At 64.9% G+C, this 23,451-nt stretch carries 20 protein-coding genes; 4 read left to right on the top strand and 16 right to left on the bottom strand.

What is annotated here, in order from left to right; translation table 11 throughout:
* The first annotated feature begins 39 nt into the window (after positions 1 to 39).
* Positions 40 to 1,176 carry an N-methyl-L-tryptophan oxidase gene (gene solA / locus P3H15_RS15315; RefSeq protein WP_276138024.1) on the top strand — a complete coding sequence of 379 codons (1,137 nt, stop codon included), beginning with the start codon at positions 40 to 42 and terminating at the stop codon, positions 1,174 to 1,176.
* Positions 1,177 to 1,242: 66 nt separating this feature from the next.
* Here solA and P3H15_RS15320 read toward each other — a convergent pair whose 3' ends face one another.
* The 16 genes from P3H15_RS15320 to P3H15_RS15395 form a co-directional block, all read right to left on the bottom strand.
* Positions 1,243 to 2,430, bottom strand: coding sequence for an FAD-binding oxidoreductase (locus P3H15_RS15320; RefSeq protein WP_276138025.1), 1,188 nt, complete (start codon positions 2,428 to 2,430; stop codon positions 1,243 to 1,245).
* Positions 2,431 to 2,467: 37 nt separating this feature from the next.
* Positions 2,468 to 3,997 carry an aldehyde dehydrogenase family protein gene (locus P3H15_RS15325; RefSeq protein WP_276138026.1) on the bottom strand — a complete coding sequence of 510 codons (1,530 nt, stop codon included), beginning with the start codon at positions 3,995 to 3,997 and terminating at the stop codon, positions 2,468 to 2,470.
* 58 nt (positions 3,998 to 4,055) lie between these two features.
* A complete protein-coding gene (locus P3H15_RS15330; protein ID WP_276138027.1) occupies positions 4,056 to 5,987 on the bottom strand; it encodes a CocE/NonD family hydrolase in 1,932 nt (643 codons plus the stop codon).
* Between the two features lie 7 nt (positions 5,988 to 5,994).
* Positions 5,995 to 6,801: an ABC transporter ATP-binding protein gene (locus P3H15_RS15335; protein ID WP_276138028.1), complete on the bottom strand. Its 807-nt coding sequence runs from the start codon at positions 6,799 to 6,801 to the stop codon at positions 5,995 to 5,997.
* Positions 6,798 to 7,874 (bottom strand): ABC transporter ATP-binding protein, encoded by a 1,077-nt coding sequence (locus P3H15_RS15340; protein ID WP_276138029.1) that lies wholly within the window; start codon positions 7,872 to 7,874, stop codon positions 6,798 to 6,800. The genes P3H15_RS15335 and P3H15_RS15340 overlap by 4 nt, the downstream gene beginning before the upstream one ends.
* Positions 7,871 to 8,791: an ABC transporter permease gene (locus P3H15_RS15345; RefSeq protein WP_276138030.1), complete on the bottom strand. Its 921-nt coding sequence runs from the start codon at positions 8,789 to 8,791 to the stop codon at positions 7,871 to 7,873. Before P3H15_RS15345 ends, P3H15_RS15340 begins: the two co-directional genes overlap by 4 nt.
* Complete coding sequence (locus P3H15_RS15350) at positions 8,776 to 9,681, bottom strand: ABC transporter permease (protein WP_276138031.1); 906 nt, start codon at positions 9,679 to 9,681, stop codon at positions 8,776 to 8,778. Before P3H15_RS15350 ends, P3H15_RS15345 begins: the two co-directional genes overlap by 16 nt.
* 1 nt (position 9,682) lies before the next feature.
* Positions 9,683 to 11,350 (bottom strand): ABC transporter substrate-binding protein, encoded by a 1,668-nt coding sequence (locus P3H15_RS15355; RefSeq protein WP_276138032.1) that lies wholly within the window; start codon positions 11,348 to 11,350, stop codon positions 9,683 to 9,685.
* Positions 11,351 to 11,515: 165 nt separating this feature from the next.
* Complete coding sequence (locus tag P3H15_RS15360) at positions 11,516 to 12,991, bottom strand: aldehyde dehydrogenase family protein (protein WP_276138033.1); 1,476 nt, start codon at positions 12,989 to 12,991, stop codon at positions 11,516 to 11,518.
* Positions 12,988 to 14,148 carry an aromatic ring-hydroxylating dioxygenase subunit alpha gene (locus tag P3H15_RS15365; RefSeq protein ID WP_276138034.1) on the bottom strand — a complete coding sequence of 387 codons (1,161 nt, stop codon included), beginning with the start codon at positions 14,146 to 14,148 and terminating at the stop codon, positions 12,988 to 12,990. The genes P3H15_RS15360 and P3H15_RS15365 overlap by 4 nt, the downstream gene beginning before the upstream one ends.
* A 3-nt stretch (positions 14,149 to 14,151) precedes the next feature.
* Positions 14,152 to 14,967, bottom strand: a complete 816-nt coding sequence (locus P3H15_RS15370) for an SDR family oxidoreductase (RefSeq protein WP_276138035.1) — start codon at positions 14,965 to 14,967, stop codon at positions 14,152 to 14,154.
* Positions 14,964 to 15,806, bottom strand: coding sequence for an acyl-CoA dehydrogenase family protein (locus P3H15_RS15375; RefSeq protein WP_276138036.1), 843 nt, complete (start codon positions 15,804 to 15,806; stop codon positions 14,964 to 14,966). The genes P3H15_RS15370 and P3H15_RS15375 overlap by 4 nt, the downstream gene beginning before the upstream one ends.
* Positions 15,807 to 15,820: 14 nt before the next feature.
* Positions 15,821 to 17,071, bottom strand: a complete 1,251-nt coding sequence (locus tag P3H15_RS15380; RefSeq protein WP_276138037.1) for a CaiB/BaiF CoA-transferase family protein — start codon at positions 17,069 to 17,071, stop codon at positions 15,821 to 15,823.
* Entirely contained in the window at positions 17,068 to 18,219 is a 1,152-nt protein-coding gene (locus P3H15_RS15385) for an acyl-CoA dehydrogenase family protein (RefSeq protein ID WP_037242737.1), read from the bottom strand. Before P3H15_RS15385 ends, P3H15_RS15380 begins: the two co-directional genes overlap by 4 nt.
* 110 nt (positions 18,220 to 18,329) lie before the next feature.
* On the bottom strand, positions 18,330 to 19,289 hold the full coding sequence (locus P3H15_RS15390; RefSeq protein ID WP_276138038.1) for a PDR/VanB family oxidoreductase: 960 nt from the start codon (positions 19,287 to 19,289) through the stop codon (positions 18,330 to 18,332).
* Between the two features lie 142 nt (positions 19,290 to 19,431).
* Positions 19,432 to 20,274: an IclR family transcriptional regulator gene (locus tag P3H15_RS15395; protein ID WP_276138039.1), complete on the bottom strand. Its 843-nt coding sequence runs from the start codon at positions 20,272 to 20,274 to the stop codon at positions 19,432 to 19,434.
* Positions 20,275 to 20,590: 316 nt separating this feature from the next.
* Here P3H15_RS15395 and P3H15_RS15400 point away from each other — a divergent pair, with 316 nt between their 5' ends.
* The 3 genes from P3H15_RS15400 (at position 20,591) to P3H15_RS15410 (ending at position 23,443) form a co-directional block, all read left to right on the top strand.
* Positions 20,591 to 21,907 (top strand): NAD(P)/FAD-dependent oxidoreductase, encoded by a 1,317-nt coding sequence (locus P3H15_RS15400; protein WP_276138040.1) that lies wholly within the window; start codon positions 20,591 to 20,593, stop codon positions 21,905 to 21,907.
* A gap of 149 nt (positions 21,908 to 22,056) precedes the next feature.
* Positions 22,057 to 22,677 carry an MspA family porin gene (locus P3H15_RS15405; RefSeq protein WP_276138041.1) on the top strand — a complete coding sequence of 207 codons (621 nt, stop codon included), beginning with the start codon at positions 22,057 to 22,059 and terminating at the stop codon, positions 22,675 to 22,677.
* Between the two features lie 64 nt (positions 22,678 to 22,741).
* Complete coding sequence (locus P3H15_RS15410; RefSeq protein ID WP_276138042.1) at positions 22,742 to 23,443, top strand: MspA family porin; 702 nt, start codon at positions 22,742 to 22,744, stop codon at positions 23,441 to 23,443.
* The last annotated feature ends 8 nt before the right edge of the window (positions 23,444 to 23,451 follow it).

The following is a 23,451-nucleotide window of genomic DNA, read 5'->3' on the forward strand; positions in this document are numbered from 1 at the left end:
CAATTGCTCCGCCCGTGAATACACACTGGTGCGTGCTCGATGACCACGACGAGGACCGGTGTCGCGGTGATAGGTACCGGCACGATGGGCTCCGCAATCATGTGGAGACTGTCGGAGCGGGGTGTTCCTGCCGTCGGTCTCGAGCAGTTCACTCCCGGGCACGATCGTGGCTCCGGGCACGGCGAGTCGCGCATCTTCAGAACCGCATATCATGAGGATCCGGCGTATGTCCCGATGCTCCGGGCCGCACTCCGAGGATGGCGGGAACTCGGTGAGCAAACCGGTGAACCCGTCTTGACGATGACCGGGGGCCTCAGCATCGGCCCCTCGACCGGCATGATCGTGGGTGGCGCCCTCGAAGCGGCCGAGGTGCACGCACTCACCCAGGAGATTCTTGACCCGGCCGAGTTCGGTACCCGGTTTCCTACTCAGCGATTACGTCAGGGGGATACGGCCATCTGGGAGAAGGACGCCGGCGTGATCAGGCCGGAGTTGGCGATCGCCGGTGCCGCGCGCCGTGCGTGCGAGCTGGGTGCCTCGGTGCGTCCCGAGAACCGCGTCCTGGGTATCGACGACGGTCCCGGTGACACGGTGCTCGTGCGGCTCGACGACGAGGTCATTCGAGCCGACCACGTCGTGGTCGCGGCCGGCGCCTGGATTCCCGGCCTCCTCCCGGCCGCCCAGCTCCCCTTGACTGTGGAGCGCAAGATCCTGGCATGGTTCCCGGCCGAGGATCCGACACAGTTCGGGCCGGACCGGTTCCCGGTCTTTCTGAGGGACAGCACGGAGGGTAGGTGGTACGGCTTCCCCACCATGGATGGCGAGACGGTCAAGATCGCGCTCCATCTCGGCGGGCGCGAGACCGACCCTGACGAGTTGGATCGTGTGGTCGATGACGAGGACACCGCTCCCTTGCGGGACCTCGTTCGTCGGTATCTTCCCGGATTGAGTTCGCGCCCAGCGCGGGCCGCGGTGTGTATGTATACGAACACACCCGACGGCCACTTCGTCATCGGCAATCCACCCGCCTACAGGAACGTAACAGTCGTGTCCGCGTGCTCTGGTCACGGTTTCAAATTTGCACCGGTGATCGGGGAGATCGCCGCCGACCTCAGTCGCGGATCGACCCCTGCATTTCCCTTGGAGTTGTTCGACGTCAACCGATTCACAGTTTGACACAACGGAATACAACGCTCGCGCCCCGTCGATCGAGGGGAGGGCCATCGGCCCTCCCCTCGCCGGCTACGCGGAGAAGTACACCGGGGGTGTCGTCGAGTCGAGGGCCAGTGCCACAGCCGCACGCGCAGCAACGGGACCCACCAGGTTTCCCGTCCCGTTGTACCCACCGATCGCGATGACACCAGGAAGAACCTCGGAGCAGAGGGGTCGGCCGTCGGTGGTGTAACTTACGGACGCTCCCCATCTCCGAACGACGCCGACGGGCTTGCCCGCCATACGTTCCGCTACACGTTCGATGTAACCCTGGACGTCCGGAGTGGGTGAAGTGTCGAATGTCCACTCGGTGTCGACGAAACGGTCTCGCCCGCCCCCGACGAATAGGCGCCCATCCTTCGCTTGCTGGGCGTAGTCGTATCCCCAGCGTCCGTATACAGGGCACGGCAGTCGTTCGGGCAGCCCCGGCGCCGTCCCGAGCATTTGCAGGCGTGCCGTCCGGACCCGCCCCTGCAAGTCCGGGAGGACCTGTTCGAGTTTGCCGTCCACCGCGACAATGACTATCGGCGCACAGACCGAACCGTGTTCTGTTGTCACCCTCCCACTCTCCACGGAGGTGACAGCCGAGTGCTCGTACAGGCCGGCCCGTCCCCGAAGGAGCGACGCCAGCCCCAGAGCTCGGCGAGAGGGGTTCATGGCCGCGTCGTCGGGCAGAAACAGGCCGCGACCGAGCTCGCCGTCGTATTCTTCGACAGCGATGCGGTTGTCACGCAGCACCGTTGCCAGTGCCGCGCAATCCGCGAGTTCCGCCACACGGTCGGCGGCCTCGGCGTCGTCGACAGGTTCGCCGGGCAATCCCGCGAGGCGAACGGAGCCTGTCCGTGCGATGACCTCCGGACCCAGCACCTCGGCAAGCCGGTCCAACTCGAGAAGAGTTGCGCGATAGAGATCGACCGACGACGTCCCCCACGTCGTGAGGGACGAGTGGAGGAACGTCGCCGGGCCGCCCAGGAGGAAGCCGCCGTTGCGGCCCGCCGCGCCAGCCGCGACCCGCCCGGCGTCGACACCGACAACCTGCAGCCCACGTTCGACCAGGGCGCCGATCGCCGCGAGACCCGACCCACCGAGGCCGACAACACACACGTCGGCCGTGACGTTCTGTTCCAACACCGGAAGACCGTTCCACGACGCGACCACCGGATCGTCGTCCCACGCGCTCACCGAATTCCACTGGGTGCCGGATCGAAGATGTGTCATCGCATTTCCTTATCGTTCAGCTCGATACGTTCCTGCGTCAGAGGAAGTTGACGCCCTGGGCGAGTGGGAGTTCGGTGGAGTAGTTGACGGTGTTGGTGGATCGTCGCATGTAGGTTTTCCATGCGTCGGAGCCGGATTCGCGCCCGCCGCCAGTTTCCTTCTCGCCGCCGAATGCACCGCCGATCTCGGCGCCGGAGGTGCCGAGGTTGACGTTGGCGATGCCGCAGTCGGAGCCGTCGACAGACAGGAACCGTTCCGCTTCGCGTTGGTTGGTGGTGAAGATCGCCGACGACAGTCCTTGCGGTACTTCGTTGTGCAACGCGATCGCGTCCTCGAAGTCGTCGTAGGTCAGAACGTAGAGGATGGGGGCGAACGTTTCCTCGTGCACGACCGAGGATTGCGCGGGCATCCGGACGAGGGCCGGCTCGACGTAATAGGCGTCGTCGAGTTCATCGGCGAAGCGGGTTCCGCCACCGGTGACGACTTCGCCGCCGTCGGCTTTCGCTTTCTCGAGGGCGTCTGAGAAGGCGGTGAACGCCGCCCGGTGGACGAGTGGCCCGACGAGGGTGGTCTCGTCGAGGGGGCTGCCGATGGGAAGCTGCTCGTAGGCCTTGCGGATGCGGTCGACAAGTGTGTCGGCGACGGAGGAGTGCACGATGAGCCGGCGCAGGCTGGTGCAGCGCTGTCCGGCGGTGCCGGCGGCCGAGAACACGATGCCGCGTATCGCGAGGTCGAGGTCGGCGTGCTCGGTGACGACGGCCCCATTGTTGCCGCCGAGTTCGAGCAGGCTGCGCCCGAAGCGGGCGGCGACCCTGGGGCCGATCTCGCGGCCCATCCGCACCGATCCGGTGGCACTGAGCAGGGCGACGCGGGGATCGTCGACGAGTCGTTCCCCGACCTCGCGCGGGCCCTGGATCAGATGGTGGATTCCGGCGGGGGCGCCGACGTCGGCGGCGGCCCGGCGCAGCAGCGCGTCACAGGCGAGTGCGGTGAGCGGGGTGATCTCCGAGGGCTTCCAGACCACGGTGTCTCCGGCAACGAGGGCAACCGCGGTGTTCCACGACCACACTGCGACGGGGAAGTTGAACGCCGAGATCACCCCGACCACCCCGAGCGGATGCCAGGTCTCCGACAGCCGGTGCCCCGGCCGTTCCGAGGCCATCGTCTTGCCGTACAACTGGCGCGACAGTCCGACCGCGAACTCGCAGATGTCGATCATTTCCTGCACTTCGCCGAGCGCCTCGGAGGTGACCTTTCCGGCCTCGACGGTCACCAGGTACGCGAGGTCGTCCTTGTGTTCTGTCAGCAGCTGACCGAGGCGGGCGACGACCGCCCCGCGTTGCGGTGCGGGCACCAGCCGCCAGTCGGCGAACGTGCGCGCGGCCGACGAGATCGCGTCGTCGACCTCGCGTGCGGTACTGGCCTCCAGCCGGCCGATCACCTCACCATTGATCGGACTCCGCGACACCACGGGACCATCGGGACTGGACGGGGCGTCGGCCCCGAGCCGCGCCAGGACCTCGGCAGCGCGAACAGCGAGCTCACCGGAAACAGGAAAAGAAGACATCAAACACTCCAACGGGAAGGGGTAATAGATCGGGACGGTCGAGAGTTGTCAGCCGGGATCACGCGAGGTCTCGGCGAACGGTGTGGTGCCACTGCTTCTGCGCGAAGGGCTCTCCGTCGTCGAAGGCCTCGACCGAAACGTCGAGGTCGAAATGGGTGGGCGACGTCGTGACGGTCATTGTCGACTGTGTCGCCGTCCTGCCCTCGGGATAGTCGACCTCGAACCGGGCGAACGCCTCGATGCGCTGATCGAACGTGCGGAGATCGAGCGTGACCTCTCCGCGGTACTCCTCGCTGCAGGGGAAGCCCTTGGTGCTCGTCCACCGCGAGCCGTGTGCCGTGCTGCAGGTGGTTGTGCGCGCCAGCACGTCACGCTCCACTCTCCAGGTCACGCCGTCGCCGGTCTGCAACGACTCGGGACGCAGATGGGGCAGGTTCGACTCGGGAAGATCGTCGAGCGACTCCATCACCGACAACAGCAGGTTCGACGCCTCCCGGTCGATCTCGAGAGTCACGGGCCGGGGTGGCGCCGTCACGTTCGGCCAGTCATTTCCGGTGACGGCGAGACGGAGCTGCCTGCCTTCGTCGAGACTCCATGCGGTGGCTTCGAGTTCGATTTCGACATCCACCCATCCGCCGGGCTCGAGCGCCACCGGGTCGCTGTCGTACCCACCGCGGTGGGTGAGGTTCAGCAAGCCGCGCGTGATAAGTGACGATGTCCCGTCCGGGGCCACGTCACACAGCTTGGCGGAGACGAACGCGACCGGCTGATCGGCGCGCACTCTCAACCGCAGCCGCGGGTGACCGTAGAGATGAAGGTCGTCCGCGGGCCAGTCCCAGGTCATCGACGCGGCGTTGTCGTACCTCTGGTCGGTCGGCTGGCCCCAGGGTAGCGATCCCGCGCAGCTGTTCCACGCGGCGGTTCCGACGTCACCGATCACCGCATGGGTGCTGCAACCGGTGCCGAGATCGAATTCGAGTGTCTTCGTGTCCGCGAGCGGCAGTCCGGCATGGTCGCGCCACGTCCCGTTGACCTCACGGAGATCCGGTTCCGGAGCGGTCGAGCGCCGGTGGAAGATCGTGACCGGTGGTCCGGCGTCGATCCCGTTCTGCTCGTCGCGGAGCCACCGATCGAACCACCTGGCCATCTCTGCGGTCAGATCTATCCAGGGACCGGGAAGGGACAGCTCCGCGCCCATGTGACTCCACGGTCCGATCAGCAGTTTCCACGGGGTCCCCGCGTTCTCCAGAGCCTCCACCGTGCGAAACGTATTGTTGCGGTACCCATCCGCCCACCCGGCCACGATCATGGTGGGGCACGTGATGCGGGCGTAGTCGGGTCGAACCGAGCCGTCCTGCCAATACGGTTGCCGGCGCTGCTCGCTTCGCCACGTGAAGACCCACGGCTCATTGCTCTCGATCCGGTGTCGCCACTCCTCCCGCCAGTCACCGTCCCACAGCGACGGGACCGGTGGCATGGCATTCATCGCGATCATGAACGACGGGTAGTCGACGAGGTCGAGGGCACGCATCGCGCCGCCCATGTAGTGCACGTCGTCGTTGAAGCGGTCGTCGGAGGAGTAGATCGGCACGATCGCCTTCAGCGCTGCCGGACGTGCGGCGGCCACTTGCAGGGAATTGAAGCCGCTGTACGACCAGCCGAACATACCGACCGATCCGTTCGACCACTCCTGTCCGGCGAGCCACTCGATCAGAATCGCCATGTCGTCGAGTTCGCTGAGCGGGTACTCGTCCGTGGCCAGTCCGCCCGACGAACCGGTGCCGCGCACATCGACCCGGCAGACGGCGAACCCGAACTCTGTGCAGAATCGCTCGTAGTGCACCCGTTCGAGCAGATCGTCCTTGCGGTAGGGCAGCGCCTCGAGCAGCACGGGAACCGGCTCGTCGGTGACCGGCAGGTACAACGTGAACGCAAGCGGGACCCCGTCGCTCATTGCGAGCGAGGAATCGATTGCGGTGAATTCGAACATGTCCGTCCTAGGAGGTGTGTGACGAGTACGGATACGAGAGTTTTCGTGTGTGCGGTGAGGAACCCAGGACCGCGGACAATAGTCGCTGGGTATAGGCGTCCTGCGGATTCTGCGTGACGTCGTGCGCAGATCCGCTCTCGACGATTCTGCCTCGGTGCATCACCGCGACACGGTCACTGATCCGCCGGACCACGTCGATGTCGTGCGTGATGAAGAGGTAGGCCAGTCCCCGTTCGCGCTGCAACCGCAGAAGGAGATTCAGGATCTGGGCTTGCACGGACACATCGAGGGCCGACGTCGGTTCGTCGCACACGATGAAGTCGGGATCCGTCGCCAACGCACGCGCGATGCAGATTCGCTGTCGCTGTCCGCCGGACAGCCGATGAACGTGAGCGTCCGTTCCCACCTCCGACATCCCGCATTGATCGAGTAGTTCGCGGACCCGTTCCTTTCCGCCTGCGCGGTATCGCTTCTGAGCGCGCAGCGGCTCGGCGACAACCTCACCGACCGTGAATCTCGGATCGATCGAGTCGTAGGGGTCCTGGAGGACGACCCCGACGGTACGCCGGAACTCACGCGCCGCCTTCCCCCGGCGCGGGCGGGGCGCGCCGCTGAAGAGCAACTCTCCCGAATCGAACGTCTCCAGGCCGGTGACGATCCGCGCCAGGGTGGATTTCCCCGAACCGGATTCGCCGACCAGGCTGGTGGTCTTGCCACGCTCGACGAGCAAGGACACCCCGTCCAGCACCTTGGCCGAGCCGAAACTCTTGGACACCGAACGGACTTCGACCAGGGGCGTCTCGACGCTACTCACGATTGTCCACCTCTGCTAGCGGCGAGTGCCGGCGTCTTGACGTCGTCGGTACCGATGTCGAGTGGGTGGTGACAGGCCACCCAGTGGTCGGGGGCGAGTTCGACCGACGGGGGTGTCTCCGAGACGCAGCGATCATCCGCTCGGTCGCACCGTGGCGCGAAGGGACAGCCATTGGTGGTCGAATGCGCCGAAGGGCTTCCGGGAATCGCGCTGAACGCTTCTTTCGGCTTCGCGGAGCGCCCGCTGGCGAAACAGTCGAGCAGCTTGCGCGTGTAGGGCTGCCGCGGTGTGTCGAACATCGAGTACACGTCACTCGATTCGAGCATCCGGCCGCCGTACAGCACGGTGACCGAGTCCGCCATCTCGGCGACCACCGACATGTCATGGGTGATCCAGAGGCACGTCAGACCATTTCGCGCCTGGAGATCGACGATCAGTTGGAGAATCTCGGCCTGCACCGTGACATCGAGCGCCGTGGTCGGTTCGTCGGCGATCAGCAGTGCGGGCTCGAACGCCAGCGCCATCGCGATCATGACCCGCTGGCGCATGCCCCCGGACAGTTGGTGCGGATACATCCGCACCACCCTCTCCGGATCGTTGATGTTGACCTGGGCGAGGGCGGCGATCGCCCTCGCCTCCGCAACGGACTTCCTGTCGCCCCCGCGAACGCTGTAGATCTCGCTCACCTGCCGCCCGATGCGAACCACCGGATTGAGAGCGGCCAGAGCGTCCTGAGCGAGGTAGGCCACCGTATCGCCCCGCATCTCGCGCAGTGCGTTCCCCTGCATCCGCACGACGTCCCTGCCGTTCACGCAGATCGAGCCGGAATCGATCGTCGTGCCGCGTGGCAGAAGCCTGCTCGCAGCGAGCGCGATCGTCGACTTCCCGGAACCCGACTCGCCGACGAGGGCCATCGTGGTGCCCGCCTTGATTTCGAAACCGACGTCGCGGACCGCACAGTAACTGCCGTACGAGATCGAAAGATCGCTGACGATGACATCGCTGCCGATGGCACGCGGTGTGGCCGCAGGGCCGCCCGCGGTTGCGCTCGAAGCGCCCGACGGTGCATTCACAGTGCGCCCACTTTCGCTCGGGGATCGACAAATGCCCGGATCAGATCGGCGGCAAGGTTTCCGAGAACGACGAGGACAGCGGCCACGATCACGGTGCCGGTCAGCACCGGTCGGTCGACGTCGGCGAAGGCCTCCGTCTGCAGGGCGCCGATTCCCGGCCAGCCGAAGATGGCCTCGACGAAGACGACGCCGGAGAACATGATCGCGACGTCCATTCCCAGCATCGTGATCGACGGAGGAAGCGCGTTGCGGATGACATGCCGGGACACGATGTAGCGCCTCGACAGCCCCTTGGCGACAGCCGTTCGCGTGAAGGACGAGGCGAGGGCATCTTTCATGCCGTCTCGAACGACATTCGCGTAGTAGGGAGCGCCGAGTACCCCGAGCGTGAGCGCGGGAAGTACCAGGTGCGAGAACCCGGTGCCGCCGTCCACGGGGAAGATCGGTACGAGGTAGCCGAAAGCGAGCAGAAGCAGAAATCCCAGCGCGAACGGCGGAATCGACAGCAGGGCGACATTGGTGGCCGCCAGGGCCCAGCTCCGGGTGGGACGCAATGCCTCCCAGAGCCCGAGGGACGCACCGAGAATCATCTCCACTGCCAGTGCCGTGACCGCAAGTAGTGCGGTGGCCGGCAGTCTCTCCAGGATCAGGTCGAGCACCGGGCGGTGTCGTGTGTAGGATTCGCCCAGATCTCCGGCGAACACCGAAGAGTAGTAGTGCCAGAGCTGCAGGGCGAGTGGATCGTTGAGGTGCAGCCGGTCCCGGACAGCTGCGAGTACCTCCTCGCTCGCCCGTGGCCCGGCAATCGTGCGGGCGGGATCGCCGGGAAGCATGTACTGGATCATGAAGGTCAGGAGAATCACCAGCGCTATGGTCAGCACACCATAGAGCACCCGTGTGATCAGATATCGAGCCATGATTGCCGCTCCGAGAGAGAGTTGCGACGGTTGATGCCCTCGGCGATGAGCACGAACGACAGAACCGTGGCGATGGTCAGGACAAGCGGTACCAGCAACAGATGGGGCGCGTAGTCGATCGCGGTGGACCCGCTGGCCAGGAGATTGCCCAGCTCCGGCTGCGGCGGCTGGATGCCGGCGCCCAGATAGGACAGTCCGGCCCCGATCACGACGACAGCCGCGCCGTTGAGTGCCGCGATGTTGAGGAGAACGGTGGAGATGTGCGGGAGAATGTGCCGCCGCAGGATCGTCAGCCTGCCGACGCCGTGGACGGCGGCGGCTTCGACGAATCCTCTACCGCGCAAACGCAGTACCTCGCCGTAGACGAGTCTCGCAGTCCACGCCCAGTAGAGGGCGGTCACCACAACTACAATGCCCCACATTCCGCGGCCGACGATACTGGCAAGTGCCAGTCCGGACAGCACGATGGGAATCGAGAGGAACACGTCGACGACCCGCATCAGCCCTTGTTGCACGACAGGTCCGAACGACCCCGCGATCAGACCCACCACCGTTCCGACGAGCATCGACGTGACGTTGGCCGCGATCGCGATGACGAGAGTTGCCCGTAGCCCCGAGGCACTGCGGGCGAGAAGGTCCCTGCCGAGCGAGTCCGTGCCCGCAAGATGGCCGGGTGACAGGATTCCCAGGGGGCTTCCCAGATCCGTCAGGCCGTCCCGGTGGAGCACGTAAGGCGATCCGAGCAGTGGCGAGACCATTGCGAAGAAAATGAGGAGGCCGAGCAGGGAAAGGCCGATGTAGAGCAACTTGCTTCGTCGAACCGTCTTGGTCGGTTTGTCCGGCACTTCGACGTGTTCGTCCCGAACAGCGGCCGCAACAATGGTACTCACATCACACCCAGATTCGGTCGTAGTAGGTGCCGGTCTCGGCCCTCATTTGGTAGTTCTGTACCCGCGGTGACCGCATCGCATAGAACTGGAGACTGCCGATGAATACACCCGGCGCGTCCTCGGCCACGATCGCTTCGGCGCGCGCGAGGTGGGCATTGCTCTCTTCGCGTGTCAGGCTCGCCAGCGAACGGCCCGCGAGGTCGTCGACTCGTGGGTTGGAATACCCCTGGAAATTCGACGACGCCCCCGTCACAAAATTGCTCGCGAGAATATCCAGCCCCGTCGGCTGGACCTGGTAGAACAGCCTGCCGAAAACGTCCGCTTCACCGTTGTCCAAAGCCGTCCAGAATGCGGCGTTACTGAGCGTCGTGATGTTGAGATGCACATTGATCTCAGCCCATTGCTGCTGCAATACGAGGCTCGCGGATTTCCAATAGTCGTCATCGTTGCAGAAGAATTCGAGTTCGAGGGAGTCGACACCAGCGTCTTTCATGAGCGCCTTCGCGCGCGAGACATCATACGAGTAGGGCGGAACAATTCGTTGGTAATCGGGTTCGTCTTCCGGAATTATCGCCCCCCAGGATTTCTGCAATCCGCGCGAGTATTTGGCCAACTGGTCTTTGTCGGTGGCCCAGTTGAGCGCCTGACGGACACGCGGATCCGCGAGCTTGTCGGTAGCGACGTTGAGAGCCGCCCAGCCCGCCCCCAGAACGGGGATGAACTTCGTGTACGTCTCTCGCAGTTCCGGATTACTCTGCACCCGCTCGGCGATGGTCGGGGTGAGCCCCTCGCCGAGAATGTCTACATCACCGTTCTGCAGTTGCAGGAACTGCATCGACGGATCGATGCCCCATCGATAGACGACCTCGTCCAGAAACGGCAGTCCCGGCCACGGATAGTAGGGGCTGCGGACGAACACCGACCGCCGGTTCTTTGTGTCGTACGACGTGATCATGAACGGCCCGTTGCCCACGGGCATCCGGCTGAATTCCTCACCGAGCCGTTCGACTTCCTCCCGTGGCAGGGCCACCGCGTACGGCTGGGCCATCAAACTTGTGAACGTGACGTCCGGCGCCGACAGCTCCACGATCAGGGTGAGATCATCTTCCGCATAGACGCCCGGAAGTGCGGTCGAGATGCCGGCGAGATAGTCCTCACTTCCCACTATCGAGCCGAAATATCCTGAAGCCCAGGACTCTGTCGCCGGATCGAGGAGTCGCCGCCACGCGTACACGTAGTCGTCGGCGACGACGGGACGTCCGTTGTGAAACTTGACGTCGGGACGAAGTCGAATAACGTACCGAGTGCCGTCCTCGGAAATCTCCGGCAGCGCGGCTGCCGCTGCCGGCGCGGGCCCTCCCGCCTGTCCCTCGAACCGGAACAGCGGGAGGTAGAGCAGGCTGGTCACCGCCTCCCACGAATGCAGGTCGTAGCCGAGTTGCGCGTCATAGGAGTTGCCCTCCGCAGTCCACGCGGTGACGACACTTCCACCGCTACGGCCGTGCACGACATCGCCGGGGCCCGGCGGCGCCGCCGGGACACCGGACGGGGGTCCGACCATTTGAGCGCCGGGGACTGTGGTGCGTCCACAGGACGCCAGTGCGAGCGCTACTGCGCCCACGCCGCCGAGCGCGAGAAATTTTCGGCGACTGACTGCATCGAAACTCACGGATCCGCTCCTTCTAGGGCCTCGAGTCGGTAGGTTCTCACCACCCCGGCCTGCAAACTTTCAATCTATGAAAGCCGCTTTCGTTATTCATGGTAACGCCGAAGTGACAGGCGTCACAAGGCTTCACGCGGAATCGACACCGAGATTTTCGTCTGAAATCCGGGGTCAGCGCTGAATATTCTTGACCTCGAGAAACTCACGGAGGCCGTGAATTCCGAGTTCTCGACCATTACCCGATTGCTTGTACCCGCCGGTCGGCGCAAGCACGTTGAACGATCCACCGTTGACGACTACACGCCCCGTCTCGAGGCGTCGCGCGAGTACAAGTGCGCGATCGTTGTCGTCGGACCACACCGCACCGCTCAACCCGTATATCGAATTGTTGGCGATCCGCACGGCATCGTCGTCGTCTTCATAGGAAATCAGGAGGGCGACCGGCCCAAAAATCTCTTCGGTTGCAATTGTCATTTCCGGATCGACGTCGGCGAAGACCGTCGGAAGAATCCAGAATCCGTTTTCCATCCCGGCAGGAATCCGGTCCGGCGGGCACACTCCGCCGACTACGAGACGTGCGCCCTCGGAGATGCCGGAGTCGAGATGGCCGATCACGGATTCGTATTGCGCGCGCGTCGCGACGGGCCCGATGTGATCGCCACCGAGTCGTGGATCGCCGATCGTCCAACGGGACGCGATATCGGCCGCCAGCGCCACAGCTTCGTCGTACCGGCCGGCAGGAACGAGAAGGCGGGCACACGACGTACACGTCTGACCCGAGTTGAAGAACACGTCGGCCAGGGCACCAGACAGCACCCCGGCGAGGTCCGTGACATCGTCGACGATGATCGCGGCGGACTTCCCACCGAGTTCGAGCCCGACTCGTTTGATCGAGTGCGCGGCGGCGATCGACACCTGCCTGCCTGCATTCGTGGACCCGGTGAGCGAGACCGCGGCAACGTCCGGATGCGCGACAAGCGCGGCGCCCACCACGGACCCGTGACCTGGGACGAGATTGACAAGACCGGCCGGTGCACCGCATTCGCGTGCGACTTCCTCGATCGTGGAGACCAGCAGGTATCCGTCGAGCGGTGCGTCGATGCTCGGTTTGAAGACTACAGTGCACCCGCTCGCGAGGGCTGCGGCGATCTTGACCGACGCGAGGTAGAGCGGATAATTCCAGGGGGTGATCGCTGCGACGACCCCGATCGGCTCGTGGACGATCAGCGAGTTCCCCAGCACCTCCTCCCACTCGAATTCGTTCACGAGTTTCGCGTAGGACTCGAACACGGCGATCGCGAGATCGGTCTGCGTGTCGCGCGCGTTTTCGGCCGGCGCGCCCATCTCCAGGCTGATTAATTCTGCGAACTCGTCACGTCGCAGTCGAATGTGCTCAGCAACAGCCCCGAGGAGCTGTGCTCTGACCGGAGGTGAGGTGCGCGACCATCGGAGCCCTGCGGTGCGGGCGGCGTCGACGGCGAGGTCGACATCGGCTGCGCCGCCGATGGCGACCTCGCCGCAGACCCGGGCGGTTGCCGGGTTCACCACCTCGGCGACCGCCGGGTCCACCGGCGGACGCCATTGTCCGCCGATGGACAGGCAGTCGTACCGAACCGCAGCCGAACCGGGCGCGAGTTCGAAGGTCACGCGCCCCGGGTCCCTTCCGAGTACCTCTCGAGCACCCACTTCTGGAACCCGCCGATGAGCGCCTCGGACTGGAGCATGATCCGCCCTTCGGTCAACGACCCCGAACGGATACCTTGCTGTACCGACTCCACCAGTACGCGATCCTCGACGCCGACCTGATCGTCGAATACCAGCATGTCGTCGATCCATTGCTGGGTGACGTCCGCGCTGAAGAAGTAGTCGAGGATCCCGTGACAGTCGTTGGGACCGGTCGGCACCATCGGACCGATCGACAGGTTCGGCAAACCCGGATTGATGTTGATCTTCAGGTTGGGGAAGATGGCGAAGTATCGACCTTCCGGAACCGCTCCGTCTCGTCCGGTGTACCCCTCGGAGCGAGGGACTGCGTTGACGGGCAGCGGACGCAACGGTCCGTTCTGCCACGCGAAGGTGTGCTCCAGTTCGAGCTGATAGGCATCCATCTGGGTGTCCAGCACGTCGCTGAATCCGGGGTGCGCGGTCGGGCAGTGATAGCACTCCAGGTAGTTCTCCATCGCGACCTTCCAGTTGCAGGCGATGTCGTACTCCGACCGGAAGTGAAACCTCAGGTCGTCGACGTCGATCCCGGCAGCGGCGATCAGGTCCGGCACCTCACCCAATTGGTCGAAGAGATCAGCCGGGGAGTCGTCGAGATGCGCGAACAGGAACGGCCCCCACGTCTGCGCGGACGCCTTGCGCAGCCCCAACTGCTGCTGCGGAAAGCACTCCTCGGACGCCGAACGCGGTGCGCCCTTGAGACTTCCGTCCAGACCATACGTCCAGGCGTGGTAGTGACATTGAAGTGTTCGGCGCTGACCCTTCTCGTCCAGTACGACCTTGGCCGCGCGGTGCCGGCACACGTTGTGGAAGGCATTCAGCGATCCATCCCGATCGCGAACGATCACGATGGGGACGTCGCCGATGTCGGCGGTGACGAACATCCCGGTCTCTTCGACATCTGCGGCGCGACCGACGTAGTGCCAGCTGGATGCGAAGATCGCCTTCTTCTCCGCCTCGGCGACCTCGGGAGAGGTGTACCACTCGAGGGGAAGCGTCTTTCCTTCCTCCAGGTGTTCCGCAACTCGCGCCGTCTCGTCCGTGCTCACGGAGAAGCTCTCCGTTGCAAGCGTATCGGTCATGACTCAACCCCTTCCCGCGGCGGCTACCGCTTGTTCTGTGTCGGCGGATCTGTCCCCGCCGTCGTGCATCGAGACTCCGACCGATCGGCCACCGTCCGCGGCGAAAACCGCCCCGGTGACGTATCGCGATTCGTCACCCAGCAGGAATGCCGCGACGTCGCCGATGTCCTCCGGCGTGCCGAACCGGCCCATCGGGATCAGTTCCAGCATTCGCTCCTTCGCTCCGGGTGTCGAGAGAATGCCGGCCACCGCGTTGTCGGTCGGGACGAACCCCGGAGCGAGTGCGTTGACGCGGATGTTGTTCGGCCCCCACTCGCGCGCCACGGACTTCGTGAAGGCGATCATCCCGGCCTTCGCTGCGGCGGAGTGGGCCACCAGCGGTGCTCCGGTCCACGCATAACTCGCGACGATGTTGAGGACTACGCCCGGCCGCGACTCCCGGATCAGACGTCGCGCGAAGGCTTGCGAAGCATTGAAGGTGCCGTAGAGGGAGATCTCGACGACTGCTCGGAAACCTCCGAACGACAGATCGACGGTCGGCGCAGTGAAGTTGCCTGCCGCGTTGTTGACCAACGCATCCACACTGTGAAGCGACTCGAACAGAGCGGCGACGCCGTCGTGATCCCTCACGTCGACTGCGTGAACAGCACAGGTGCCGGGCCCGTCCTCGAGCCGCTCGGCAGCGCTGCGGAGTTTGTCGATGTCACGAGAGACGAGGACGACGTTGTGCCCGTCGTCGACCATCCGCCGAGCGATGCCGAATCCGATACCACTCGCTCCGCCGGTGATGACGACAGTGCGCGGATCGTGCCCGGTCATCGGACGCCCTCGCGTGCTGCTTCCAGCGCCACCACGATCTGGGGCGTCCAGGAACGCAGCGCCTTGATTCGCCGCGAGTATCGCTGCAGGGGGAATTCGAGGGTGAATCCCAGTGCGCCGACGATCTGGTGGCAGTCCTTGGCGACGCCCGCAGCCGTACCGACCACACGGCGCACCACGAACTCACTCGGCAGGTCCTCTGCCGCCATCTGGAGCCCCTCAGTCGCAGTTGCCGCATCCGCGAGCTTCTTCGCCACCGAATCCAGGGCGGACAGTGGCTTTCCGAAGGCGATGCGGGTCTCGGCATGGTTCAGTGCCAGCTCGAGCGCGCCCGCGGCCAGACCGGCGGTGTAGCCCGTCATCGCGGCGTACCAGGCGTCCACACTCGCGGACGGGACGGCCTGGTGCGCGATCGGAGTGGTCGACACGATCGAGACGCCCTGTGCGTCGATGTAGTTGACCGGAGTGGCTTCCACCACCTCGACGAGCTGGGCCGCGCCGCGACCACAGAGCCACGCGGTGTCACCCGGCTGCGAGTACCTCGCCAAGGTGACGTCGCTGTTCTCACACGATGCCACGGCCACGCCGTGGCCTAGAAGGGCATCGATGCAGTCGACGGAGACCAGTGCCCGTCCGAGTTCGACTGCGCCGGCGCCGAGGAACGCGCTTCCCTGCTGCTCCGAAGCGAGGTCGAACCAGCCTGCGCGCGAGAGGTTCTCGCGCACCGCGGCGTCGCGATCGTCCGAGGGACGATCGGGTGCCCAGGATCCCGCCGTCGGGAACGAACTGCAGATCTTCTTCAACGAAGACGCGAACTCTCGAACATCGTCTTTCGTCATCGTCATGTTCTCAGTCATCGCGCTGTCGCGATCCCTTCCGAAGTGTTTGTTGCGCTGACGAGTTCGGCCAGCTGCTGAGTGTGTTCGCCGAGACGCGGTGCAGAACCGGCGTCGGGTCGGGCCTGTCCGTCGATCTTGAAGATCGATCCCAGTACGCTGACGGGACCTATCTCGGGCTGCTCGATCGTCTGCACGAGTCCGTTCGCGCGCACCTGCGGTAGAGAGTGCGCCTGCGTGATCTCGCGAACGGGCCCGGCGGGAACGCCGAGTTCCTCGAACGCCGCGATCCAGTGAGAGACGGTATCGGTCTTGATCACCTCGGCGAATCGGTGTTTCAGCGAACTCCGCATCTCCCGTTCCGCCTGGTCGGCGGGCTCGGCCTGTGGGTTGACCGCCCATGGGTCGTCGATATCGAGTAGCGCCTGGACTTTCCGGCGCTGCGCCAGATTGAGACAGGCCAGCGCGATGAATCCGTCCGAGGCGCCGTAGCAGCGGTAGTACGGTTCCAGTTCGTCCGACTGCGTCACCGTTTCGGCCAGTTGCTCGAGTCTCGTCTCGTCGCAGATGGCGGGCGCGTCGTCGAACCCGCCGTCTCCGACCGACACGAACCGCTGCACCTGCACGGCCAACGACGCTCCGAGCAGCGACACCTCGAAACCCTTGGACACGCCGGTCTCGCCGTGCCGCCGGAAGCGGTCGGTGAGACCGGCGAGCGCCGCCGCGAAGGTGAGCAGGCCGGCCGTCAGATCGGCCATGGCGATGCCACCGGATCGACGTGGTACGGGATCACCGCTGCGCGCGTCGGCGAGCAGGAGTCCGGACGCCGCCTGCGCGATCAGGTCGTAGCCGAGGGTCTGTGATTCGGGCCCGTCGGTGCCGAATGCCGACACGCAGCACCAGACCGCGTCGGGGTTGACGGATTTGACGGTTTCGCGATCCAGGCCGAACCGCGCGGCCCGTTCGGGGGGCATGTTGTGGATCACCACATCCGCGGTACGGATCAACGCACGACTGAAGTCCTGCCCTCGTTCCGTTTTCAGGTCCGCAACCACTGACTTCTTGTTGCGATTCAGCGAGATGAACCATCGTCCGCCATCCGGAGTCAACGGCTCGTAGTGCCGCCAGGCGTCACCGTTCGGGGGTTCCACCTTGATGACTTCCGCGCCGAGATCGGCCAGCATCATCGCCGCGAACGGGCCCGCGACGTACTGCGCGTAGTCGAGCACACGCAGACCGGCGAGCGGCTTGGCGGTCGGTACGGTCATGACGCTGCGCCTACCCTTCGCCTGGAGATGTTCTTGCGTTGAATGTCCGACACACCGCCTGCGATGGTGGTCGCCGCCGCTGCGCGCGCAAGTGCCGCGAGTTTGCCGTCGAGCACTGCGCCCGGGCCGCTTTCGATCAACGCACGCGGACCGAGCACCTCTACCGCCGCGTCTGCCAGTTCCTGCAACAGCAAGGCGATCGACAGTTTGGCCATCGAGGATTCGGCGCTCGCGTCCTGTCGTGCGTCGAGCCGCTCCGTCGCACGGCGTCCGTGCAGACGCGCGATCTGCGCGTCACCGCGGAGCCCTGCGAGAATCTCGCGATCCTTCGGCGACGTGACCAGAGGGGCCATGTCGTCGAGAAGACGCAGGACGATGCCGACTTTCTCACTGGTGACACGCTCGAAATCGAGTGTGCCCATGAGAATTTCCCAACCCGCATTCTCCTCGCCGACGATCTGATCGGCCGGGATGGACACGTCCGTCAACGTCAGTTCGCCGAGAGTTCCGCCTCCCAGCGTCTTGTGCACGTCCACGACGATGCCCGGCGTGGTGATGTCCACGAGGAAGACGGAGAGTCCACGGTGACGTGCCTCGGTGGAACCGGTCCGGACTGCGAGGTAGACCCAGTCGGCGTGTTCGGCACTCGAAGTCCAGATCTTGCGGCCGTTCACGATATACCGGTCACCGTCGCGGCGCGCCGTCGTGCGAAGCGACGCGAGGTCGGTGCCCGCTTCGGGCTCGGAGAACCCCTGGCAGAAGATCATGTCGCCGGAGGCGATCTGCGGGAGGAAGATCTGGCACATTTCCTCGCTGGCGAACTGAAGTAGGGCGTTCCCAATGGTTTTCACCGACAGGAGGTAGCTCGAGAGGGGCAGCCAGTTGTATCCGAGCTGTTCCTCGACGGCAAATGTGAACAGTGCGTCCAGCCCGCGGCCACCGTAACGCTGCGGCCAGTGCATCCCGATGAGCCCGGCCTTCCCGTATGCGGCATAAGCCGCGCGGGAGTCGGCGTCGGAAGGTGAACCCTGATTGCTCGGCACTCCGCAGCCGCTGACTGCAAACTCCTGCGCCAAGCGGGCTGCCGTTGCAGCCGTGTCCTCGAGCGTGAGAGCGGGGTTTGCGATCTCAAAGCCTGCCGTAGTCATAGGCTTGCCTCAACTCCATTTGGTTTCACTACATGGAAGTAACTTTTGCTATATGAGAATAGCTCTGCGGATTGGCGAGTGTCAATGAAAATTGGCCGCGCGTGCGAAGGTCAAATGTCCAGAACCAGGCGTGGCGAGCAGGAACGCCCGACGCAGATCATCATGACCGCGTTGGAAGCCCGCTCCTCGTCCGTGAGCACGTCGTCCTGATGCTCCGGCTCACCTTCGACAACACGGGCTTCGCAACTGCCGCAATATCCTTCGCGGCATGCCCACGGCCAGTCGGGGGCAACCTCGAGCACCCGATCGAGAATCGACTCCCCCTCGTCCACCACGATCGTCTTCCCGGTCAAGGCCAATTCGACCTCGAACCGCGCCAGCCCGGACGTGGCGCCGGCATCGTCGGCTCGGCGCGTCGAGTCACCAGGAAGCCGAGCACTTCCGAAGCGTTCGAAATGCAAGGCGCCCACATTCGAGTGGTTCGCACAGCACTCCTCGACGGCCCGCAGCAGCGGTTCCGGACCACAGCAGTAGACCTGCGTACCAGCCGGAGCGGCAGCGAGCGCCCCCGCAATGTCGATCCGGCCGCGCGAGGATTCCGGCACGAAGTCCGTGTCACCCTGCAGCTGTCGAAGTTCCTCGAGGAAGGCCATCGACTCAGTCGTCCTGCCGCCGTACACAACTCGCCAGCGCTTCCCCGCCGCCGCGGCGGCACGAGCCATCGGGAGGATCGGCGTGATGCCTATGCCGCCCGCGATGAACAGGTACGAGTCGGCGTCGACGAGGGGGAAATGATTCCTCGGTCCGCGGACCTCGATCGTCGCCCCCGGGGCGATCGAGGAGTGAAATTCGCGAGACCCACCACGACCCTCGGGCTGGTCGAGCACCGCGACCAGGTAACTGCGGTCATCCGAGGGATCGCCGCACAACGAGTACTGCCGAGTGAGACCCGACGGGAGGGTGAAGTCCAGATGGGCGCCGGGTTCCCATGCCTCCACAGCGCCGCCATCAGCGCGTTCGAAGCGAAACGAAGAGATGTCGTCGGCTTCACGCCGCACTTCACGGGTCACCAGGAAGGTCGACTGCGCCCTCCCCGTTGTGCCATTACTTTCAGGGAGAGAAATTGACTTTCGCATAGCGAGAACAGTACGGACGGCAAGAACTGGCCGTCAACAGTCAGTTGCGGCCTGGAACCACTCGAGGTCGGTGCGGTTAGCGCGCCGAGACCGCTGCCGCCACGTCGCGCAACATGGCGATCGCCGTCACCCGGAATTCCTCGGTCGCGCGACTGAGCGGCAACGAGATGTTGATCCCGCGCAAGGTCCCGTCCGACTGAGGCGGCAACGCGATCGCGATCGAGGTCAGGCCGATTTCGTACTCTTCGTCCGAGATCGAGATCCCGGTCTTGCGAACCTCGTCCAGCCGCTTTTTCAGCTCGGGCCAATCGGCTGCGGTTCGCTTCGTCGTCCGATGATACGGACCTTCACCGATACGCTCCTTGACCTCCGCGTCGTCCAACTGGGCGAGCAGTACCTTCCCCAGCGCCGTGTTGTGCGCGGAGATCCGCGCACCGATCGTCGCCTGCGGCGTGAGCATGCGCGATCCGGTCACCCCGTCCAGGTAGACCACCCACGGTCCGAGCAACATGGCCAAGTTCGTGGTTTCACCCGACTGCTTCGACAACTCGTGCAGCTTCGGGCGAATCACCACGGTCGGATCGCTGCGGGCGATCAACGGTCCCGCGAGCTGCAGCAGGGTGCTGCCCAATCGCAGATTTCGACCGCCCGCGACCGGCTCGAGGAACCCGTGACCGACCAGCGTCCCCACCAATCGGTGGACGGTCGGCATCGGCAGGCCACACCGTGACGCGATGTCGCTCTGACTCAACTCCGGATCGTCCTCCGAGAAGAGCTGCAGAATCTCCAGACCGCGAGCGAGGGTCTTGACCGAGCTCGGCGAGGCTTCCGATTGCGCGCGCACGTCTGAAGTGGACATGCACGCAAAGCTACTAGCACCCCGGCCGCGCCGGGACGGCATCCCCGCCGAGCGGGACACAACCTCCCCGGCCGAACCAACAGCCGGGGCCTGTTCACCCGACCGGGAGAACCGGTGCCTTCCTCGCGGAAATTCGGGCCTTGACGGCCATATCCCCCGGTAGCTACAGTTCTCGTCATTCGGAAGCTGATTTCATTCCTCGAAACTTCCCGCTTCTGGAGCAAGACGGGAATGACTTCCGGTCGCTGACATCTACAGGTGAGCAGCGCCGCCGGCATTCGTGCAGCTTTTCCTGCACTCCTGGCCTCGCAGTCGCTCCCAGGCCTCACACACCATGAGCCACACTGTGGTTCGAACATCACGAAGCGGAGAAGCAATGCTGGACGTGGTAGTCCTCGGGGCCGGGCTCGCCGGACTCTCAGCCGCGCGAGATCTCATGCACGGAGGTCTCGACGTCCGGGTCCTCGAGGCCCGGGATCGCGTCGGGGGCCGGGTCAAACAGACCCGACTCGACGACGGTCGGATCGTTCAGCTCGGCGGCGAGCTGGTCGGGAATTCCCACACGTCGTACATCGGCCTGGTGAACGAACTCGGATTGTCGCTGCGTGACAGCTACATCTCCGAGCCCGGGCAGACGGTGTGGGATATGGACGGAACCGCTGTCCGTGGTGACCAGGGAACCTGGATGACCGACGAAGATGTTGCGGACTACGAGCGTGTGACACAGATGCTGGTCGCTCTCGCGAAGCAAGTTCAGCCGGAGAATCCGTGGGCCCATCCCGACGCGAAGGTGCTGGACTCCCTGTCCTTGGCCACCTGGCTCGACGAGATTGCGGCTCGACCCGCGGTGAGACGCATGTTCGAGCTGGCCAAGGCCGGACTGGCGGCGGATGGCACGGCACGGACGTCGCTCCTGGCCGAACTGCGCAAGATGTCTTCGGTCGGCGCGACCGCCCTCGAGCGGTATTACGACATCGACCAGTGGACTCGGTCGACGGTTACGGAAGGTAGCGCGACGGTCGCACATCGTGTGGCTACCGAACTCGGAGCCCGAATCGAACTGTCGAGCGCCGTCACTGCCCTCCACGTCGAGCCCCACCGAGTCACCGTGCAGCTCCGCGGAGGTCGCACGATCGCCGCCGCCAATGTGGTGTGCGCGATTCCCGTCGCCCCTCTCAGGCGCGTCGCCATCACCGGGCTGTCGTCTGAGCGCCTCGAATCCCTTCACCGGATCCGCAACTCGCTCACGGCGAAAGTGGTCGCCGCGTACAAGACGTCATTCTGGCGCGGCCAGGGTCAGAGCGGATCCGCCTACGGCGATGGACTTCTCGGATCCACCTGGGTGCAAGGGCCCGGTGTGTTGTCCGCCCTTGTGCCCCCGGCACAGTTGTCGTTTCACCTCGCCGGAGATCAGGCAGCGCGTGACCTGGACGCCCGAACGGCATTGGCACGGATGTACGGAGAGGCTGCCGCCCACCCGACGGCACTGTTCACCGAGGAATGGTCGATCAAGCCATACTCGTTGGGATACATGGCGCATTACGCTCCCGGTGATCTCACCGCCATCGGTCCGCTACACGCGGCGCACGAGCCACCGTTCTTCGTCGCCGGATCGGACTACTGGGTCTCCGGCTACATGGAGGGCGCAGTCAGGACCGGGCGGTCGGCCGCCCAGGCGGTCTTGCGGCGATAGTCCGCCCGTCCGCGGGCAGCACACTCGCCGACCCGACTCCCACAAACTCACCTGTTCGACAACATGTTCCGTCATCGCACGAGATCGCCACCGATCCCGTGCGGTGACGTGCTGTCAGCTTGCTGCCACAATCACGAATGAGGGAATGAATGAGCACAATCCGTAAGTCAGGCCTACGCCGTGGGGCCCGCGTTGCCGGCCTCGGTGCCGCTGCTGCTGTAGTCCTCGGCCTGATGTCCACGGGTGCGGCCAACGCCGACACCTTCGTGCCGCTGCCGGGTGGCGAAAAGGTCGTCAACGCGGGACGCGTCATGGCCAAGATCGCCCGCAACGCGGAGAGCGCTCTGGTTTCGCCGTCGCTGGCCGCCAATGGTGCGGGCCGCGTCGCGTGGGTGTCGGGTGACGTGTTCGCCGAGCTCGGCGGCGAGATCCCGGAGGAAGGCGCCACGCTGACCACCGGTTACATCGTGGGTTGCCAGGCCGACATCACCGGCCTCGAGGGTGGTCTGAGTGCCGATCTCGGTCTCGACTCGCTCGGCCTGGGTGGTTCGCTGTCGATTCCGATCAGCGCCGGTGAGGTGAAGTTCGCGAAGGTCAAGTCCAAGACGGACCTGAAGCCGGGCGTGTCGGCGATCCAGTACCGCGACACGCAGATCGAGATCCAGGGCTGCGGTGGCTACGCGCAGGCCCGCGCGTACACCGTCCTCGAGATTCCAGGGAACCACTACGTCAAGTCGATCCTCTACGGGCAGCCGTTCAGCATCGGCTGATTTGCGTAACCAAATCCCAGTTTCAGATTTCCCGCGTAAGCGACATTTACCCTAGAGGGGAACAATGAACAACAAGACCCTGCGCCACGGCGCCACGGCTGTCGGTGTGGTCGGCGCGGCCACCGTCGCGATCGGCCTCTTCTCCACGGGTGCGGCCAACGCCGACACCTTCGTTCCGTTGCATGACGGCACCATCACCCAGACGCTGCTCGACGGCACCGTCGTGACCGTGCGCCAGACCGGCAACACGGCGAACATCAGCCCGTCGATGGGTTCGACCCCGCTGCACCGCAACGTGTGGGCGTCGGGCACCATCGACGTCTCCATCGAGGGTGGCACCGCGGAGGGTGGCAACATCGACGCCGGGTACATCGTGGCGTGCCAGCTGAACTTCGGTGGCTCGGTCAACGGTGAAGCCGGTGCCAGCCTGACGCCGTCCGAGGTCATCGGTGCAGCGACCGGCGGCCCTGCCGCGTCGATTCTGGCCGAGGGTGGTGCCGGTAGCGGCATCACGATCGGACCCGGACAGGCCACCAATGTGCCGATCCTCGACATCGAGTACGAAGACGGCTACGGCGCCGAGGCGCACACCAGCGACTTCGATTTCGAAGGCAACAGCGGTGGTTTCACGTACTCGGACGAAACATTCGGTGTCTCCGGTTGCGCCGGCCACGCGCAGGCCCGCTCCTACGCGACCGTTTCCGTCTCGACCGACTCGGTCGACGGCACCGTCACCCTATGGGGACAGCCGTTCAGCCTCGGCTGACCGGCTGG

It is taken from the genome of Rhodococcus sp. T2V (genome assembly GCF_029269925.1).
GTDB lineage: Bacteria > Actinomycetota > Actinomycetes > Mycobacteriales > Mycobacteriaceae > Rhodococcus_F > Rhodococcus_F koreensis.

Bases quoted from the DNA above. Each gene is read 5' to 3' on its own strand.
- solA (WP_276138024.1), top strand. From the start codon at position 40: ATGACCACGACGAGGACCGGTGTCGCGGTGATAGGTACCGGCACGATG.
- P3H15_RS15320 (WP_276138025.1), bottom strand. From the start codon at position 2,430: ATGACACATCTTCGATCCGGCACCCAGTGGAATTCGGTGAGCGCGTGG.
- P3H15_RS15325 (WP_276138026.1), bottom strand. From the start codon at position 3,997: ATGTCTTCTTTTCCTGTTTCCGGTGAGCTCGCTGTTCGCGCTGCCGAG.
- P3H15_RS15330 (WP_276138027.1), bottom strand. From the start codon at position 5,987: ATGTTCGAATTCACCGCAATCGATTCCTCGCTCGCAATGAGCGACGGG.
- P3H15_RS15345 (WP_276138030.1), bottom strand. From the start codon at position 8,791: ATGGCTCGATATCTGATCACACGGGTGCTCTATGGTGTGCTGACCATA.
- P3H15_RS15365 (WP_276138034.1), bottom strand. From the start codon at position 14,148: ATGACCGATACGCTTGCAACGGAGAGCTTCTCCGTGAGCACGGACGAG.
- P3H15_RS15370 (WP_276138035.1), bottom strand. From the start codon at position 14,967: ATGACCGGGCACGATCCGCGCACTGTCGTCATCACCGGCGGAGCGAGT.
- P3H15_RS15375 (WP_276138036.1), bottom strand. From the start codon at position 15,806: ATGACGAAAGACGATGTTCGAGAGTTCGCGTCTTCGTTGAAGAAGATC.
- P3H15_RS15380 (WP_276138037.1), bottom strand. From the start codon at position 17,071: ATGACCGTACCGACCGCCAAGCCGCTCGCCGGTCTGCGTGTGCTCGAC.
- P3H15_RS15385 (WP_037242737.1), bottom strand. From the start codon at position 18,219: ATGACTACGGCAGGCTTTGAGATCGCAAACCCCGCTCTCACGCTCGAG.
- P3H15_RS15400 (WP_276138040.1), top strand. From the start codon at position 20,591: ATGCTGGACGTGGTAGTCCTCGGGGCCGGGCTCGCCGGACTCTCAGCC.
- P3H15_RS15405 (WP_276138041.1), top strand. From the start codon at position 22,057: ATGAGCACAATCCGTAAGTCAGGCCTACGCCGTGGGGCCCGCGTTGCC.
- P3H15_RS15410 (WP_276138042.1), top strand. From the start codon at position 22,742: ATGAACAACAAGACCCTGCGCCACGGCGCCACGGCTGTCGGTGTGGTC.